Here is a 15,561-nt window from a genome sequence, read left to right on the forward strand (position 1 = left end):
ACAAAGGAGTTCCCCCTGGAACACATCTCTACCACCACGCTGATCGTCACGCTGATCATCATGGTGGTCATATCTGCCTATTTCTCGGGCTCGGAAACCGGCATGATGACGCTGAACCGCTATCGGCTGCGTCACCGCGCTAAACAAGGTAACCGCGCCGCACGTCGTGTAGAAAAGCTATTGCGTAAGCCGGACCGCCTGATTAGCCTGGTCCTTATCGGTAACAACCTGGTCAATATCCTCGCCTCAGCACTGGGGACTATCGTCGGGATGCGCCTGTACGGTAACGCCGGTGTGGCGATTGCCACCGGTGTACTGACGTTTGTGGTACTGGTGTTTGCCGAAGTGCTGCCAAAAACCATCGCGGCGCTTTACCCGGAGAAAGTCGCCTACCCGAGCAGCTTCCTGCTGGCCCCTTTACTGATCCTGATGATGCCGCTGGTCTGGCTGCTGAATATGGTGACGCGTATTTTGATGCGCATGGTCGGCATCAAAGCGGACGTCACCATTAGCAGCGCACTCAGCAAAGATGAGCTGCGCACCATCGTGAACGAATCCCGCTCGCAAATTTCCCGCCGCAACCAGGACATGCTTCTGTCGGTGCTGGATCTTGAAAAGGTCAGCGTTGACGACATTATGGTGCCGCGCAACGAAATCGTCGGTATCGATATCAATGACGACTGGAAAGCTATTGTTCGTCAGCTCACGCACTCTCCGCACGGGCGTATCGTGCTGTACCGCGATTCGCTGGACGATGCCATCAGTATGCTGCGTGTACGCGAAGCTTACCGTCTGATGACCGAGAAAAACGAGTTTACCAAAGAGATACTGCTGCGTGCTGCTGACGAGATTTACTATGTGCCAGAAGGCACGCCACTCAGCACTCAGTTGGTGAAATTCCAGCGCAATAAGAAGAAAGTCGGGCTGGTTGTCGATGAATATGGCGATATTCAGGGGCTGGTGACGGTAGAGGATATTCTCGAAGAGATTGTCGGGGACTTTACCACCTCAATGTCACCCTCGCTGGCAGAGGAAGTTACCCCGCAGAACGACGGCTCAGTGCTAATTGATGGCAGCGCCAACATCCGTGAGATCAATAAAGCCTTTAACTGGCACCTGCCAGAAGACGAAGCCCGCACCATGAACGGAATGATTCTGGAAGCACTGGAAGAAATCCCGGCGGCAGGCACGCGGGTACGCATTGAGCAATACGATATTGATATCCTGGACGTGCAGGACAATATGATTAAGCAGGTGAAAATCCTGCCCGTGAAACCACTGCGCGAAAGTATCGCTGAATAATGCTGTAGGCCGGGTAAGGCGAAGCCGCCACCCGGCACTACAGGGCGGCAAATTATGCTTTCGCTTTCGCCACCGTCACCATAGCAGCGCGGATGGTACGGCCGTTCAGGGTGTAACCTTTCTGCATCACGCCAAGCACTTTACCGGCTTCAACGTCTTCAGATTCCACCATAGCAATTGCCTGGTGAACGTTTGGATCCAGCGGCACGTTGGTATCGGCAATCACTTCAACACCGAACTTACGCACCACATCCAGCATGGATTTCAGCGTCAGCTCGATACCTTCAATCATGGCGGTGTTATCCGGATTAGCTTTATCAGCCACTTCCAGCGCGCGATCCAGGCTATCGATAACCGGCAGCAGTTCGTTGATAAACTTCTCCAGCGCAAACTTATGCGCCTTTTCAACGTCCAGCTCGGTACGACGACGCAGGTTTTCCATTTCCGCTTTGATGCGTAACACACCATCGCGTTCGCGATTCTGTGCTTCTACAACCTGGGCTTCCAGATTCGCAATTTTTTCATCGCGCGGGTCCACCTGCTCAGCAGAAGTTGCTGACTCTACGGCCTCAACTTCATCGTGCTGTTCCGTGATAATTTCTTCCGGGGCTTGCCCCTCAGGCGTTTTCTGTTCTTTACTACTCATGAATTTCTCCGCGTTTTTCTGCATTCATCTCGCTAACTTCGCTTATTATGGGGATCAGTTTCCGGGATTCAAGGGAACAAGACAGATTGTCATCATTCATTAGGCACAAGGACCTCCAGAAAATGAATAATCATTTCAAGTGTATTGGGATCGTCGGGCATCCGCGTCACCCTACCGCGTTGACGACACATGAAATGTTGTATCGCTGGCTGTGCGCCAAAGGCTATGACGTGATGGTCGAACAGCAAATTGCGCAGGAGCTACAGCTTAAGAGCGTCAGAACCGGTACGCTGGCGGAAATTGGCCAGCAGGCGGATCTCGCCGTCGTGGTCGGCGGTGACGGCAACATGCTGGGAGCGGCCCGTACCCTGGCGCGCTACGATATCAAAGTTATCGGCATTAACCGTGGCAACCTCGGTTTTCTGACCGATCTCGACCCGGACAATGCCCAGCAACAGCTTGCCGACGTTCTGGAAGGCCACTATATCAGCGAGAAACGCTTTTTGCTTGAAGCGCAGGTGTGCCAGCAGGACTGCCAGAAACGCATCAGCACCGCCATTAACGAAGTGGTTCTCCACCCAGGAAAAGTGGCGCATATGATTGAATTCGAAGTCTATATCGATGAGATCTTTGCGTTCTCTCAGCGTTCTGACGGGCTGATTATCTCCACGCCGACGGGTTCTACCGCCTACTCGCTTTCTGCGGGCGGCCCCATTTTAACGCCGTCGCTGGATGCCATCACACTGGTGCCAATGTTCCCGCATACTCTCTCTGCTCGTCCGCTGGTTATCAACGGCAGCAGCACCATTCGCCTGCGTTTCTCACATCGCCGCAACGACCTGGAGATCAGCTGTGACAGCCAAATCGCACTGCCTATACAGGAAGGTGAAGACGTGTTAATCCGCCGCTGCGATTACCACCTGAATCTGATCCACCCAAAAGATTACAGCTATTTCAATACATTAAGCTCTAAGCTCGGCTGGTCAAAAAAATTGTTCTGATTTTGCATCCAGCACTTTACTGTATATAAAACCAGTCTATACTGTATGAAAACACAGTCATGGTTTTTCATACAGGAAAACAATTATGCTGGCACAACTGACCATCAGCAACTTCGCCATTGTTCGTGAACTTGAAATCGACTTCCACAGTGGCATGACGGCTATCACCGGGGAAACCGGTGCTGGTAAATCCATTGCCATTGATGCTCTGGGCTTGTGCCTGGGCGGGCGTGCAGAAGGCGACATGGTGCGCGCTGGCGCTAACCGCGCCGATCTCTGCGCCCGCTTTTCATTGAAAGACACCCCCGCCGCTCAGCGCTGGCTGGAAGTGAACCAGCTTGAAGATGGACGTGAGTGTTTACTTCGCCGTGTGATCAGCAGTGATGGCCGCTCACGTGGCTTCATCAATGGCACGGCCGTACCGCTTTCCCAGCTTCGCGAGCTCGGCCAGTTACTGATTCAGATCCACGGCCAGCACGCCCACCAACAGCTTGTTAAGCCTGAGCAGCAAAAAGCCCTGCTCGATGGCTACGCGGGTGAGTATGCACTTACTCAACTGATGGCAGAACACTACCGCCAGTGGCACCAGAGCTGCCGTGAGCTTGCCCAGCACCAGCAGCTGAGCCAGGAGCGCGCCGCGCGAGCCGAGCTGCTTGAATATCAGCTGAAAGAGCTGAACGAATTTAACCCGCTGCCAGGGGAATTCGAGCAAATCGACGAAGAGTACAAGCGCCTGGCCAACAGCGGCCATTTGCTCTCAACCAGCCAAAACGCCCTGAACCTGCTGGCGGATGGCGAAGACGTTAACCTGCAAAGCCAGCTGTATAACGTACGCCAGTTAGTTACCGAGCTGGCAGGCATGGACAGCAAACTCTCCAGCGTGCTGGATATGCTGGAAGAGGCCGCCATCCAGATTTCAGAGGCGGGGGACGAACTGCGTCACTATTGTGAGCGCCTGGATCTCGACCCTAATCGTCTGTTTGAACTTGAACAACGCATCTCTCGCCAGATTTCGCTGGCGCGTAAACATCATGTGTCACCGGAAGATCTGCCAAACTTTTATCAGAGCCTGCTGGATGAACAGCAGCAGCTTGACGACCAGGCCGACTCGCAAGAAACCTTAACGCTGGCGGTGAATCTGCACCACCAACAGGCGCTGGCGACGGCAAAACAGCTGCACGACATCCGTCAGCACTATGCGCAGGAATTAAGCCAGCACATCACCGAGAGTATGCACACGCTGGCAATGCCGCACGGTGTGTTCACGATTGATGTTCGCTTTGAAGAAAATTACCTGACAGCTGAAGGCGCGGACCGCATCGAATTTCGCGTGACCACAAACCCAGGTCAGCCTTTACAGGCCATTTCTAAAGTGGCATCGGGTGGTGAGCTGTCCCGCATCGCCCTCTCCATCCAGGTGATTACGGCACGTAAAATGGAAACCCCGGCGCTCATTTTCGATGAAGTGGATGTGGGGATCAGCGGCCCAACGGCGGCCGTGGTGGGCAAACTACTGCGTCAGCTGGGCGAATCCACCCAGGTGATGTGCGTCACCCACCTGCCGCAGGTGGCTGGCTGTGGCCATCACCACTTTATCGTCAGCAAAGAAACTGATGGCGAAATGACCGAAACGCACATGACGCCTTTAGATAAGCGCTCGCGTTTACAGGAGCTGGCGCGCCTGCTGGGGGGAAGTGAAGTGACGCGCAATACCCTCGCTAACGCGAAAGAACTACTGGCTGCCTAAACTTTTTCGGGATCTCAGAGTCATAGAGAACAATAAAAACGCCGCCAGACCGGTTTCAAAGTGGGGCAAGGTCTATTATCATCGGCATATTACATATGAGCCGCGTACTGCTCGGGCCCGAAAAGGAATCAAATCACTATGCGCTGTAAAACGCTGACCGCTGCCGCAGCGGTTCTTCTGATGTTGACCGCAGGCTGTTCCACTCTGGAGAAAGTGGTTTACCGTCCTGACATCAACCAGGGGAACTACCTTACCCCTAACGATGTGTCCAAAATCCGTGTGGGGATGACACAACAGCAGGTCGCTTATGCACTGGGAACCCCGATGATGTCCGATCCATTCGGCACAAACACCTGGTTCTATGTATTCCGTCAGCAGCCTGGTCATGAAGATGTGACCCAGCAGACCCTCACGCTGACCTTCAGCAGCGGCGGCGTGTTGACTAACATCGACAACAAACCTGCGCTGACCAACTAATCTGGCGTCAGAAATGCAAAAAGGTGCTCAATGAGCACCTTTTTTGTTTTCTTTTATCCCCTCGCCCCTCTGGGGAGAGGGTTAGGGTGAGGGGAACAAAACTACTTACCCGATTTCTCCGCACGCTGGCGACGCAGCTCTTTCGGATCGGCAATCAGCGGTCGATAAATCTCTACCCTGTCGCCCTCTTTCAGCACATCCCCCAGTTTTACCGGGCGGCTGTAGATACCGACTTTGTTCTTTGCCAGATCGATATCACTGCGAAGCTCAAGCAAGCCCGAGGCACGAATGGCGTCCTCAACCGTTGCATTCTCTTCAAGCGAAACGCGTTGCAGATACTGTTTTTCCGGCAGCGCGTACACCACTTCTACAGCAATCTTATGCGACACTGTAGACCTCTTTGGCGCGAGAGGTGAACGCCTGAACCATGTTTGAGGCCAGCTCTTTGAAGATACGGCCAAAGGCCAGCTCAATCAGCTTATTGGTAAATTCAAAGTCGAGATGGAATTCAATGCGGCAGGCGTCAGCACTCAATGGCGTGAACTTCCAGCCCCCCATCAGAGTTTTAAACGGGCCATCGACCAGATGCATTAAAATACTCTGATTATCGGTCAGCGTATTGCGGGTCGTGAACGTCTTACTGATCCCTGCTTTCGAGACATCCACGGCCGCCGTCATCTGCGTCGGGCCAGATTCCAGTACCCGGCTACCGGTACATCCCGGAATAAACTGCGGATAAGACTGAACATCGTTCACTAACTGATACATTTGTTCCACGCTGAAAGGGACAAGCGCAGTACGGCTAATCTGAGGCATAGCATTTTCCATGGTCACACAACGGACAAATAATAACATTTATCACCTGTTAAAAAAACGCTAAGCCTCATCTCGTGCTAATATAGCGCGTTAGACCTCACAGGACGCAATGAGGTGACTTTTTGAAATCAGATTACCGACGGCTTTACGACACCTATGACGAAGAAAAAAGCACATAAACCAGGTTCGGCGACCATTGCGCTTAACAAGCGTGCTCGCCATGAGTATTTCATCGAAGAAGAATTCGAAGCAGGTCTTGCATTGCAGGGTTGGGAAGTAAAATCACTGCGCGCAGGTAAAGCCAATATTGGTGATAGCTATGTGATCTTCAAAGACGGCGAAGCCTTTTTGTTTGGCGCAAACTTTACGCCGCTGACGGTCGCCTCTTCGCACTACGTGTGCGATCCAACCCGCACCCGTAAGCTGCTGCTGAACAAGCGTGAGCTGGATTCCCTTTTCGGGCGTATCAATCGCGAAGGTTATACCGTGCTGGCCCTGTCTTTGTACTGGAAGAACGCATGGTGCAAAGTGAAAATCGGCGTCGCGAAAGGTAAGAAGCAGCACGACAAACGTAACGATGCTAAAGATCGCGAATGGCAGGTCGATAAAGCGCGTATCATGAAGCACGCAGGCCGTTAATTTTAGGATACTTATTGAGCGATTCAATAAGTTAGCGTTCCGGGCTGGTATCCAGGAAGTGAAATCTGGTATACTCAATTCAACACTATTGGGGCTGATTCTGGATTCGACGGGATTTGCGAAACCCAAGGTGCATGCCGAGGGGCGGTTTGCCTCGTAAAAAGCCGCAAAAAAATAGTCGCAAACGACGAAAACTACGCTTTAGCAGCTTAATAACCTGCTAAGAGCCCTCTCTCCCTAGCTTCCGCTCTTAAGACGGGGATCAAGAGAGGTCAAACCCAAAAGAGATCGCGCGGATGCCCTGCCTGGGGTTGAAGTGCTAAAACTAATCAGGCTAGTTCGTTAGTGGCGTGTCTGTCCGCAGCTGGCGTGCGAATGTAAAGACAAACTAAGCATGTAGTACCGAGGATGTAGAAATTTCGGACGCGGGTTCAACTCCCGCCAGCTCCACCACTTTTGATAGGACTGCAACCGGACAGCGGCAATAAAAACAGCCACTTACGGACTCTGACCAGACAGAGCGCAGACCAAGAAAAGACAAAAATATGCACGTGAAATGCACGTGCACTTTAAAAGAACCCCAGATTTCACGGTCTGGGGTTTTTCTATTTGTAACTAAGGGTAACAAAAACCTCTCTCCCTTTCGCGTCCCGCTCGCCTTGACACTGTTTATTTTTACAGTAAAAATACTGTATACAACCACAGTGGTTTTCCGGAGGCTTTTATGTTCGTTGAACTGGTTTATGACAAACGCAATGTAGAGGGGCTCGAAGGGGCCAGAGAAATTATTCTGGCCGAGCTGACGAAGCGGGTGCACCAGATTTTCCCTGATGCCGAAGTGAAGGTGAAGCCGATGCAGGCGAACGGCTTGAATAGCGATGCCAGCAAAAACGATCGGGAAAAACTGAACCGCATGCTGGAGGATATGTTTGAAGAGGCTGATATGTGGTTAACTGGTGATGATTGAGCACTGTTAACCGATTAATTGAGAGAATCTCGCTGATTGCCTACGACATGAACTCCCGAAAATGTCGCTGCAGCCCGCTTTAAGATATGACGTGGCTGCAGTAATTTAGTTTACTTAGAATTGTTTATGGGGAAACTGAACGCGAGGTTGATGATTTACTTTCAATGTTTTCATGACGCTGTTTTCCTTCTGATATTTTACGTCCTAATTTCACCCCTATCTTTTCAACAAAATGATATGAAATAACGCTGAATAGAATTGCCATGGAAAATGCTGATGTAGCAGGAACAAAATACCCATACCCATTTAGCAAAATTTTATTGCATAAGAAAAGAAAAACGCCATGAGAAAGATAGAGTGAATAGCTAATAGCCCCAAGCCACCTAACTGGAGATATATTCAACACCCCAAGCACAGAGCAACCATGTGAGATTGATAAAAACAACATAAAAATCCCCATCCATGGTAAAAACGAATAAACATCAAGCTGAAAATATAACGATACTGCACATATTATTACACCAGTCAAAGCGAACAAGTTTCTTCTTATGATCCGACAGAAAGCTTCTCCACCCCAGTTTATTGACGATGCAGCAAAGCCACCAGCAATAAAGCTTAAAAATATGCCTCCAACATTTCCGTCAAAAAAACCTAGGTATGCTAGCGCACACACCACAAGGAAAAAGGCCGCAAGCGAAATCAGTGCAACTTTATATTTTGCAAACTGACAGATTAACGGGTAAAGAAAGTAAAACTTCCACTCTATATTTAATGTCCAAAGCACACCTGCAATAATGAGGTATTTATCAATATGAGCGGAAACTGTTAAAGGAGTACTGAGCCCGAAAGTCAACCACGACACTCCAGAAAGTATATACTCTTTTGGAGTGTTATAGTGATAATAACCAGTAAAGAAAGCGATTAGCAAAATAAGAATAGCGACAACCATATAAGCTGGAACAATTCTAAAAAAACGCCCTATATAGAAGCGTCTAAAATCAACCATGCCATCGGATTTTATAGCTTTATCGAAAAACAGAAATCCAGTGATCATAAAAAACAGCATCACCCCAACACCGCCAATAGAAAAAATCATGTGCGCTACTGGTTCAGAGATATCGGCAACTTTGGAATTTATCGGCTGCCAAGAGCCATGATAGGTTAAGTTATAAGAAAAAAAACTATGACTTATAGCCACCAAAGCTGCTGCAATACCTCTTAATGGCTCTATGTTAACATATCTTCCCGGGTCAGCATTTAGAGAAACCTTTATATTCTTAGGGCTCATAGCATAAACAAAACACATGATTATCACAGGAGCAAAAAAGACGCCAATTAAATCATATAGTGATATTTCCATTTACATACAAGCCCTAGATTATAATGTACTAAGTCTATAATAAAGACTATCAAAATGCATCAGTTTGCAGGTGGTTCCACCTTAGGTGTGATGAACTTACCATTTATGTACTGAAAGCCAACACCAACTAACGTATCTTCAGGGTTAAACTCAACAACCTCGGCTCCCTCAGGTGGTAACCAATCCTCCTGCCCATCCCATTCAATGGTATTAGTAACCATATCACCTTCAATAACTGCAAAAGTAAGCATATCACCACTCCACAATAAGTAAGCCAGGCAAACCATTCGACGCGCTTGAGCCATTACCGATGGTTGAATTATGAACCCCGCCGCCACCGCATCCATAACCATCCGTTGCTGGGCTAGGGGTAGTTGAACCATTATTCCCCCGGGAAGCACCACCTGCCGTTCCATAAGGGCCACTTCCTCCAGCCCCGCCTGAAGCACCTGCATCGACTGTAGCACTCCCCTCTTGTCCTGAGGTACCACCATAAGAGCCCCCGCCCCCCCCAGCAACGCCAGAGCTTGTTCCTGCGGTTCCACCAAAATAACCATAGGTTTGTAGTGGTCAACAAAAACTGGCCACGGCTTTGGAGTTTTTCCAGAACAATCGTTCTGATTCATTCGGCGTCAAGCCACCATTATATTGATGGGGTCTGAGCTGGCTGTAATATCCCGTGATGTAGTTCGTTATCGCTGCGCTGGCTTCGCTAACATTAGCGTATCCATTATCCGGCACCCATTCTGTTTTCAGACTTCTAAAAAAACGTTCCATCGGACTGTTATCCCAGCAATTTCCCCGGCGACTCAGGCTTTGCTTTATCTGATATCTCCACAGTAACTGCCTGAAATTCCTGCTGGTATAGTGGCTACCTTGATCCGAGTGATACAGCAAATTAGCTGGCTTTCCTCGCGCTTCCCAGGCCATGGACAGCGCTTTCGCTGTCAGTGCTGAGTCCGGGAAAAATGACATCGCCCAGCCAACCGGTTTACGTGAAAACAGATCAAGCACTACGGCCAAATAAGCCCAGCGTTTACCCGTCCAGATATAAGTCACATCACCACACCAGACCTGATTAGGCTCTGTTACAGCAAACTGGCGTTCCAGATAATTAGGGATCTCAACGTGTTCTTTAGACACCTTTTTATATCGATGACCTGGCTGCTGACAGCTGATGAGACGAAGCTCTTTCATCAGTTTTGTTGCCCGCCAGCGGCTAAGTTTTACACCTTTGTTCGTGACCATCGCGGCAATATTACGAGCACCTGCGGAACCATTACTTTCGCGATAGCTTTCACGGACAAGACTGAGTAATACCACGCGTGTGGCATCAGGCTTCTTTGGCTGCCGCCAGTATTTATAGCTGCTGCGGTGAACCCCAAACACGTTGCACACGACGGCAACGGGAAACCGCGCCCTGAGTTTCTCAACTAATGAGAACTGTTCAGGGAGCCTGACATCAAGAGCGCGGTAGCCTTTTTTAATATATCTCTTTCCATTTCAACGCGTTGAAGTCTTTTCTTTAGCTCGCGTATTTCAATCTGCTCAGGTGTCATGGGTGAAGCTATGGGTGATTTTCCCGATCGTTCTTCTTTCAACTGGCGGACCCACTTATCCATCGTGGATTTGCCGACATTCATTGCCGTGGCAGCGGCGGCAACGGTGTAATGCTGATCGAGTACAAGCTGGGCAGCTTCAAGGCGAAACTCGGGGCTAAAATTGCGTCTGTTACGTCCGGTCATAATGTCACCTGTTTTTGACTATGAGGCGATGATATCACCTCTATTCAGGTGGCCAAATTTAGTGTGCCACTACACCTGGAGTTTGAACAGTTTATAGCATCAAACGTCATTGAACTTGGAAAGTTTAATGCAGCAGGTCGTAAAGCCTCGCTCAGTAAAATTATTGAGGCTTACAACCGTATTATTGAAACAGTGGAATATGATCTCAGCATGAAGATCGAGTTAGGGGAAAAGTAGCCCTCTCTCCTGACAAAACCTAAACACTCGGAGCCTATTTTCATATGGCTCCGCTCCCACCATAAACATGATAATTTCTTTTAGGCCCCTTTATAGACCCCTTCGCAAAGTTAAATTGAGGGGAAGACAATTAAAAAAACAAAGAATTAAACAACCAATTCAGACTCCGCCAGCCACCAAAATTCTCCATCGACGATCACCAGAGTCATCCGATGAAGTCCTGAAAGCCCGCATGGCGCAAGCCCTGCGGGCTTTTTTGTACCCTCACCTCAATCTGTCCCGCGAAGCCTGAACCAACGAATTAAATCCGAACCTTTCAGCCCTTTAGAGGAAAATTCCTTCGTCGACATAAAACGATTAACCTGACATTTAGCATGGCATCAAGTAACGAAATTACTACGCGGTTGTCCTACAGGCATATGTAATGATCAGAACAGTATCAGAACAAAACTTCCACCAAGGTGAATCAGTAGGTTATCTCCCTTCTGAATCGAGGGGGGAGTTATGCGGGGGAATCGGCGCTTTTAGAAGACAACATCATTTTATGCCAAATAAGCATATTGCTGAGAGTATTTTCTAAAAATTTTATCTAAAGCTCCACTGTACAGTAATAACAAACACCGATGGTATTATTAAACCAACATCCATACCAAAATATGATGTGAAATTATACTGGAACCCATGATAAATATAAGGTGAAAAACCAACCCCAGTCACTTTTTTAAAATCATGATAAGAACCATGGTCACCACAATCGCTAAAGGCATCAAAGAAAAACTCACCTACATACCCATATATCCCCTTAAAAACCAGTCCATCGCCAAGATTCGCCCAATCTTTTCTGACGCCAGCCGCTAAGCATCTGTCATTAAAGCTATTATTCATCGTACCAAGAATAAAACTATAATCTGATTGTTCTGAAAATTTTCGTTCTACCGATAAAAATTTATTATCAAGATGTTCTGTATATTGTCCATGATTATGCGTTAAATGGTATACATAAGATCCTGTATTTATCGAATAAAGATTTATGTCATCTGCCTGACAAGTGAATGTCGCGATACATACCGCCCCGCATAAATAATGACGTATATCTGGTTTGATTTTATTCTCATATTTAGCGTTCATGATTAGGCTCTTAAAGAGTAAATGTTTTACATTTCAAAAAGCTATAAAGTAGTTAGTTATAGCAGGTGGATGTAACATTTTACATCCACCTGCGTGTTGATATCTGTTTTAGCGTTCTACAACTCTCCATCGCTTCGTTAATTGTTTTTCCATTTCAACAATCAAAAACAGAACGAATCCAATACTGAACGTTATAACCCAATACCGGAACGGCAGCGCTTCAGTGCCAAACAGCATCTGCATGAACGGTGCGTAAATGATAAGAAGTTGTAGCGCTAACAGTACGCCGCTCACGATCCAAATCCCTTTATTCTCCAGCAGGCCTTTACTCAGTGAGAAGCCGTCATTCACGCGGCAGTTAAGCATGTAGAACCACTGCGCGGTCACCAGGGTTTGCAGCAGCACGGTACGGATAAATTCAGCTGAGTAACCGCGGGGCTGTAGCCAGGCTTCCAGCACGAAGGCGCTGATGGCAATAAGCAGACCGACAAACACCACGCGCCAGATGGCATAGCCGTCCATGACGTGGAGATTCGCCTTGCGCGGTGGGCGGGTCATGATGTCCTTCTCGCCCGCTTCAAACGCCAGGCCAAACGACAGCGTTGCCGACGTCGCCATGTTCATCCACAGGATCAGGACCGGCGTCAGCGGGATCAGGTTCCCCGCCAGCAGCGCAATGATGATCAGCAGAGCCTGTGCGATGTTGCTGGGGATAACGAACAGAATGGTCTTTTTCAGGTTATCGTAAACCCGCCGTCCCTCATGTACCGCACGGGCGATGGTGGCAAAGTTGTCATCCGTTAACACCATGTCGGCGGCTTCCTTGGTAACTTCCGTCCCCTTAATCCCCATGGCGATACCCACGTCCGCCCGCTTGAGCGCCGGGGCATCATTGACGCCATCCCCGGTCATACCCACCACTTCCTGTTTACTTTGCAGAGCCTGCACAAGGCGGAATTTATCCTCCGGGCTGGTTCTCGCGAAAATATCGTACTGCTGCGCGGCGTCGCTCAGCTGACGATCGTCCATCGCCTCCAGCTCACGTCCGGTGATGGCGCTAGCGGCGTTACCAATCCCCAACATTTGCCCAATGCTCATTGCCGTTTGCGGGTGGTCGCCGGTGATCATCTTCACACGGATCCCCGCCTGCAGGCAGTCGGCAATGGCGGTAATGGCCTCCGGACGCGGCGGATCCATCATTCCGGCAACCCCAAGCAGGATCACCCCATCCTGCAGGTCCGGATGATCCAGCTCTCGTTGACCGTCGTGAGCGGGTTTCCAGGCCGCAGCCACCATGCGCAGCCCCTCACGGGCATACTCTTCAATCTTCCCTTCCCAGTAAGGAAGATCAAACGGCTGCAGTCCGTCATTCGTCTGCTGGAACTGACAGAGGCGGAACAGGACGTCCGGCGCGCCGGTAATCAGAATCACCTCTTCATCGCCAAGACGGTACAACGTGGACATGTATTTATACTGCGAATCAAACGGGATTTTACTGCGCATTTCGGTATCGAGCGGTGGAATCGGGATTTTCGCCGCCAGCACCTTCAGCGCGCCCTCGGTCGGCCCCCCGGTGATTTTCCACAGCCCCTGCTCGTCTTTAATCAACTGACTGTCGTTACAGAGGTCAATGGTGCGCAGATAGCGTTCCAGTAACGACCCCTGCGTTACGCTGACGGGCGTCGGGTCATCAACGGGGTGAATATTCCCCACCGGTTCGTAACTGTCGCCCTCCACGCGATAAGTCGTGTCAGCGGTAATCACCGCTTTGACCGTCATTTCATTCATGGTCAGGGTGCCGGTTTTATCCGAGCAGATGACCGTCATCGCGCCCAGCGTTTCCACCGTAGGCAGCTTACGAATGATGGCCTTGCGACGCGCCATGGCCTGTACGCCGAGAGAAAGAATGATGGAAATGATGGCCGGCAGGCCTTCCGGCACCGCGGCAACGGCGAGGCTGATGAGCGACAGCACCAGCTCGGAAACAGGCATATCCCGGAACAGAAGACTGAAGACAAACAGCGCCACCATCATCACCAGGATAGTGATGAAGATGGTCTTACCGAGCTTATCCATCTGCACCATCAGCGGCGTACGGTGTTTTTCGATGTCGGACATCATCTGGTTGATATGGCCAAGCTCGGTTTCGCCCCCGGTTGCCACCACCACGCCTTTCCCGCCGCCGGAGCTTACGGTGGTGCCGGAATAGAGCAGGTTATACCGGTCACCTAAAGGCAGTTCCCCGCTTAACGCATCGCTGTTTTTCTCAACAACGGTGGATTCGCCGGTCAGAATGGCCTCCTCCACGCGAAGGTTATGCGCTTCAATCACACGCAAATCCGCAGGAATACGATCCCCGGCGCGGATCACTACGATGTCACCCGGGACCAACGTCGTGGTGGGGATCGTTTCATGATTACCTTGTCGAACCACCACGGCTTCGCTGGAGAGCATATTGCGAATACTTTGCAGCGATTTTTCTGCATTACTCTCCTGAATATGGCCAATCAGCGCGTTAATGATGGCAACACCGAGGATGACAAACATATCTACCCACTGGCCCATAAAGAGCTTGAGTAGCGCAGCCACCAGCAGAACATAAATCAGCACATCGTTAAAATGGGCCAGGAAGCGCAGCCATGCGGGCTTGCCCTTTTTCTGCGGTAACGCATTCTCACCATACTGCTGGAGTCGGGCCGATGCCTCAGTGCTGCTCAGCCCCTCCGTGGTGGAGTTGATATTCGCCAGGGTGTCGTCAACAGTTTGTTGATAATAAGGACGTTCAGGTTTTCCTGTTTTCATCGTTCCTTCCTCAGGTTCTTTTCAGAAATCACCTTGCTTTCATGTAATTAACGAATAACGAAAACAGGAACATGTGCGTAACGCACAATACTTGCCGCCTCTGACCCTAACAGATGGGTTTGAATATTGGGATTTCGAGAACCGATAATAATTGCCCCGGCAGCAAGTTCATCCGCAAGCTTAATAACCTCATCGCGAACATTCCCGCTACGGACATGGAGATGAATACGTTCTTCTGGAAGATTCAGTTTTTTGACCAGGTCAGACAGTTTTTCTTTCGAATTATTAATCATATATTCATCCATCTTGCGCGCATCTGAAATAAAACCACGCGTCAGTTCGGCTGAAAACTTGGGCATGACGTGCAACAAATGAATGTCACCCGACGCGCTTTGCGCCAGAAACTGTGCATGGTGCAACGCTTTATCCGCCAGGCCAGTCTCGTAAACATCCACCGGAACCAGAATATTTTTATACATATCGAGCATCCTTTTTATAACCAACACGGTAGTGAGAGAAGCAATAAAACGCATTAAATGCAGGGGGTTACCCTTAATACCAGTAACGGGAAAAAGAGATGAATGATATTAAACGTAGCACAGGAATATCAGGTTTAACGCTTACCCACTGATATTGGTTAATTAACATTTATCTTTTCTCCAACTATGCTCATAGAAAGACGCTCCTTACGGCG

At 49.5% G+C, this 15,561-nt stretch carries 15 protein-coding genes and 1 other RNA gene; 7 read left to right on the forward strand and 9 right to left on the reverse strand.

What is annotated here, in order from left to right; translation table 11 throughout:
* Positions 1-15: 15 nt before the first annotated feature.
* On the forward strand, positions 16-1,302 hold the full coding sequence (locus tag ACT9TW_RS22760; RefSeq protein ID WP_182063450.1) for an HlyC/CorC family transporter: 1,287 nt from the start codon (positions 16-18) through the stop codon (positions 1,300-1,302).
* Positions 1,303-1,354: 52 nt separating this feature from the next.
* Here the strand turns inward: ACT9TW_RS22760 and grpE are convergent, their stop codons facing one another.
* Entirely contained in the window at positions 1,355-1,948 is a 594-nt protein-coding gene (gene grpE, locus ACT9TW_RS22765; RefSeq protein WP_182062121.1) for a nucleotide exchange factor GrpE, read from the reverse strand.
* Between the two features lie 122 nt (positions 1,949-2,070).
* Here grpE and nadK point away from each other — a divergent pair, with 122 nt between their 5' ends.
* The 3 genes from nadK to bamE all read left to right on the forward strand — a co-directional run bounded on the left by nadK (position 2,071) and on the right by bamE (position 5,173).
* Positions 2,071-2,949, forward strand: coding sequence for an NAD(+) kinase (gene nadK, locus ACT9TW_RS22770; protein ID WP_041162108.1), 879 nt, complete (start codon positions 2,071-2,073; stop codon positions 2,947-2,949).
* A gap of 85 nt (positions 2,950-3,034) precedes the next feature.
* Positions 3,035-4,696: a DNA repair protein RecN gene (recN, locus tag ACT9TW_RS22775; protein WP_446493768.1), complete on the forward strand. Its 1,662-nt coding sequence runs from the start codon at positions 3,035-3,037 to the stop codon at positions 4,694-4,696.
* Positions 4,697-4,834: 138 nt separating this feature from the next.
* A complete protein-coding gene (bamE, locus tag ACT9TW_RS22780) occupies positions 4,835-5,173 on the forward strand; it encodes an outer membrane protein assembly factor BamE (RefSeq protein WP_182062123.1) in 339 nt (112 codons plus the stop codon).
* Positions 5,174-5,274: 101 nt separating this feature from the next.
* On the opposite strand, the gene ACT9TW_RS22785 is transcribed toward bamE, so the two are convergent.
* Positions 5,275-5,562 (reverse strand): RnfH family protein, encoded by a 288-nt coding sequence (locus tag ACT9TW_RS22785; RefSeq protein WP_446493769.1) that lies wholly within the window; start codon positions 5,560-5,562, stop codon positions 5,275-5,277.
* Positions 5,552-5,989, reverse strand: coding sequence for a type II toxin-antitoxin system RatA family toxin (locus ACT9TW_RS22790; protein ID WP_041162109.1), 438 nt, complete (start codon positions 5,987-5,989; stop codon positions 5,552-5,554). The genes ACT9TW_RS22785 and ACT9TW_RS22790 overlap by 11 nt, the downstream gene beginning before the upstream one ends.
* Positions 5,990-6,145: 156 nt before the next feature.
* On the opposite strand from ACT9TW_RS22790, the gene smpB reads away from it, so the two are divergent.
* The 3 genes from smpB (at position 6,146) to ACT9TW_RS22805 (ending at position 7,595) form a co-directional block, all read left to right on the forward strand.
* Positions 6,146-6,628, forward strand: a complete 483-nt coding sequence (gene smpB, locus ACT9TW_RS22795) for an SsrA-binding protein SmpB (protein WP_014071418.1) — start codon at positions 6,146-6,148, stop codon at positions 6,626-6,628.
* 90 nt (positions 6,629-6,718) lie between these two features.
* Positions 6,719-7,081: a transfer-messenger RNA gene (gene ssrA / locus ACT9TW_RS22800) on the forward strand.
* A gap of 271 nt (positions 7,082-7,352) precedes the next feature.
* Positions 7,353-7,595, forward strand: coding sequence for a DinI family protein (locus tag ACT9TW_RS22805; RefSeq protein WP_446493770.1), 243 nt, complete (start codon positions 7,353-7,355; stop codon positions 7,593-7,595).
* A gap of 124 nt (positions 7,596-7,719) precedes the next feature.
* Here the strand turns inward: ACT9TW_RS22805 and ACT9TW_RS22810 are convergent, their stop codons facing one another.
* The 6 genes from ACT9TW_RS22810 to ACT9TW_RS22835 all read right to left on the reverse strand — a co-directional run bounded on the left by ACT9TW_RS22810 (position 7,720) and on the right by ACT9TW_RS22835 (position 15,346).
* Positions 7,720-8,955, reverse strand: a complete 1,236-nt coding sequence (locus tag ACT9TW_RS22810) for an acyltransferase family protein (protein ID WP_446493771.1) — start codon at positions 8,953-8,955, stop codon at positions 7,720-7,722.
* Positions 8,956-9,014: 59 nt separating this feature from the next.
* Complete coding sequence (locus ACT9TW_RS22815) at positions 9,015-9,581, reverse strand: hypothetical protein (protein WP_446493772.1); 567 nt, start codon at positions 9,579-9,581, stop codon at positions 9,015-9,017.
* Positions 9,526-10,700 (reverse strand): IS3 family transposase gene (locus ACT9TW_RS22820; RefSeq protein ID WP_446492749.1). Its coding sequence is split into 2 segments (ribosomal slippage): positions 9,526-10,442 and positions 10,442-10,700, totalling 1,176 coding nucleotides; the frame shifts between segments, so codons are not numbered across the junction. The genes ACT9TW_RS22815 and ACT9TW_RS22820 overlap by 56 nt, the downstream gene beginning before the upstream one ends.
* 822 nt (positions 10,701-11,522) lie before the next feature.
* Positions 11,523-12,065: a hypothetical protein gene (locus tag ACT9TW_RS22825; RefSeq protein WP_446493773.1), complete on the reverse strand. Its 543-nt coding sequence runs from the start codon at positions 12,063-12,065 to the stop codon at positions 11,523-11,525.
* A gap of 108 nt (positions 12,066-12,173) precedes the next feature.
* Positions 12,174-14,867, reverse strand: a complete 2,694-nt coding sequence (locus ACT9TW_RS22830; protein ID WP_446493774.1) for a cation-transporting P-type ATPase — start codon at positions 14,865-14,867, stop codon at positions 12,174-12,176.
* Between the two features lie 47 nt (positions 14,868-14,914).
* Positions 14,915-15,346 (reverse strand): universal stress protein, encoded by a 432-nt coding sequence (locus ACT9TW_RS22835; protein ID WP_446493775.1) that lies wholly within the window; start codon positions 15,344-15,346, stop codon positions 14,915-14,917.
* Between the last annotated feature and the right edge of the window lie 215 nt (positions 15,347-15,561).

It is taken from the genome of Enterobacter sp. C4G1 (assembly GCF_052886895.1).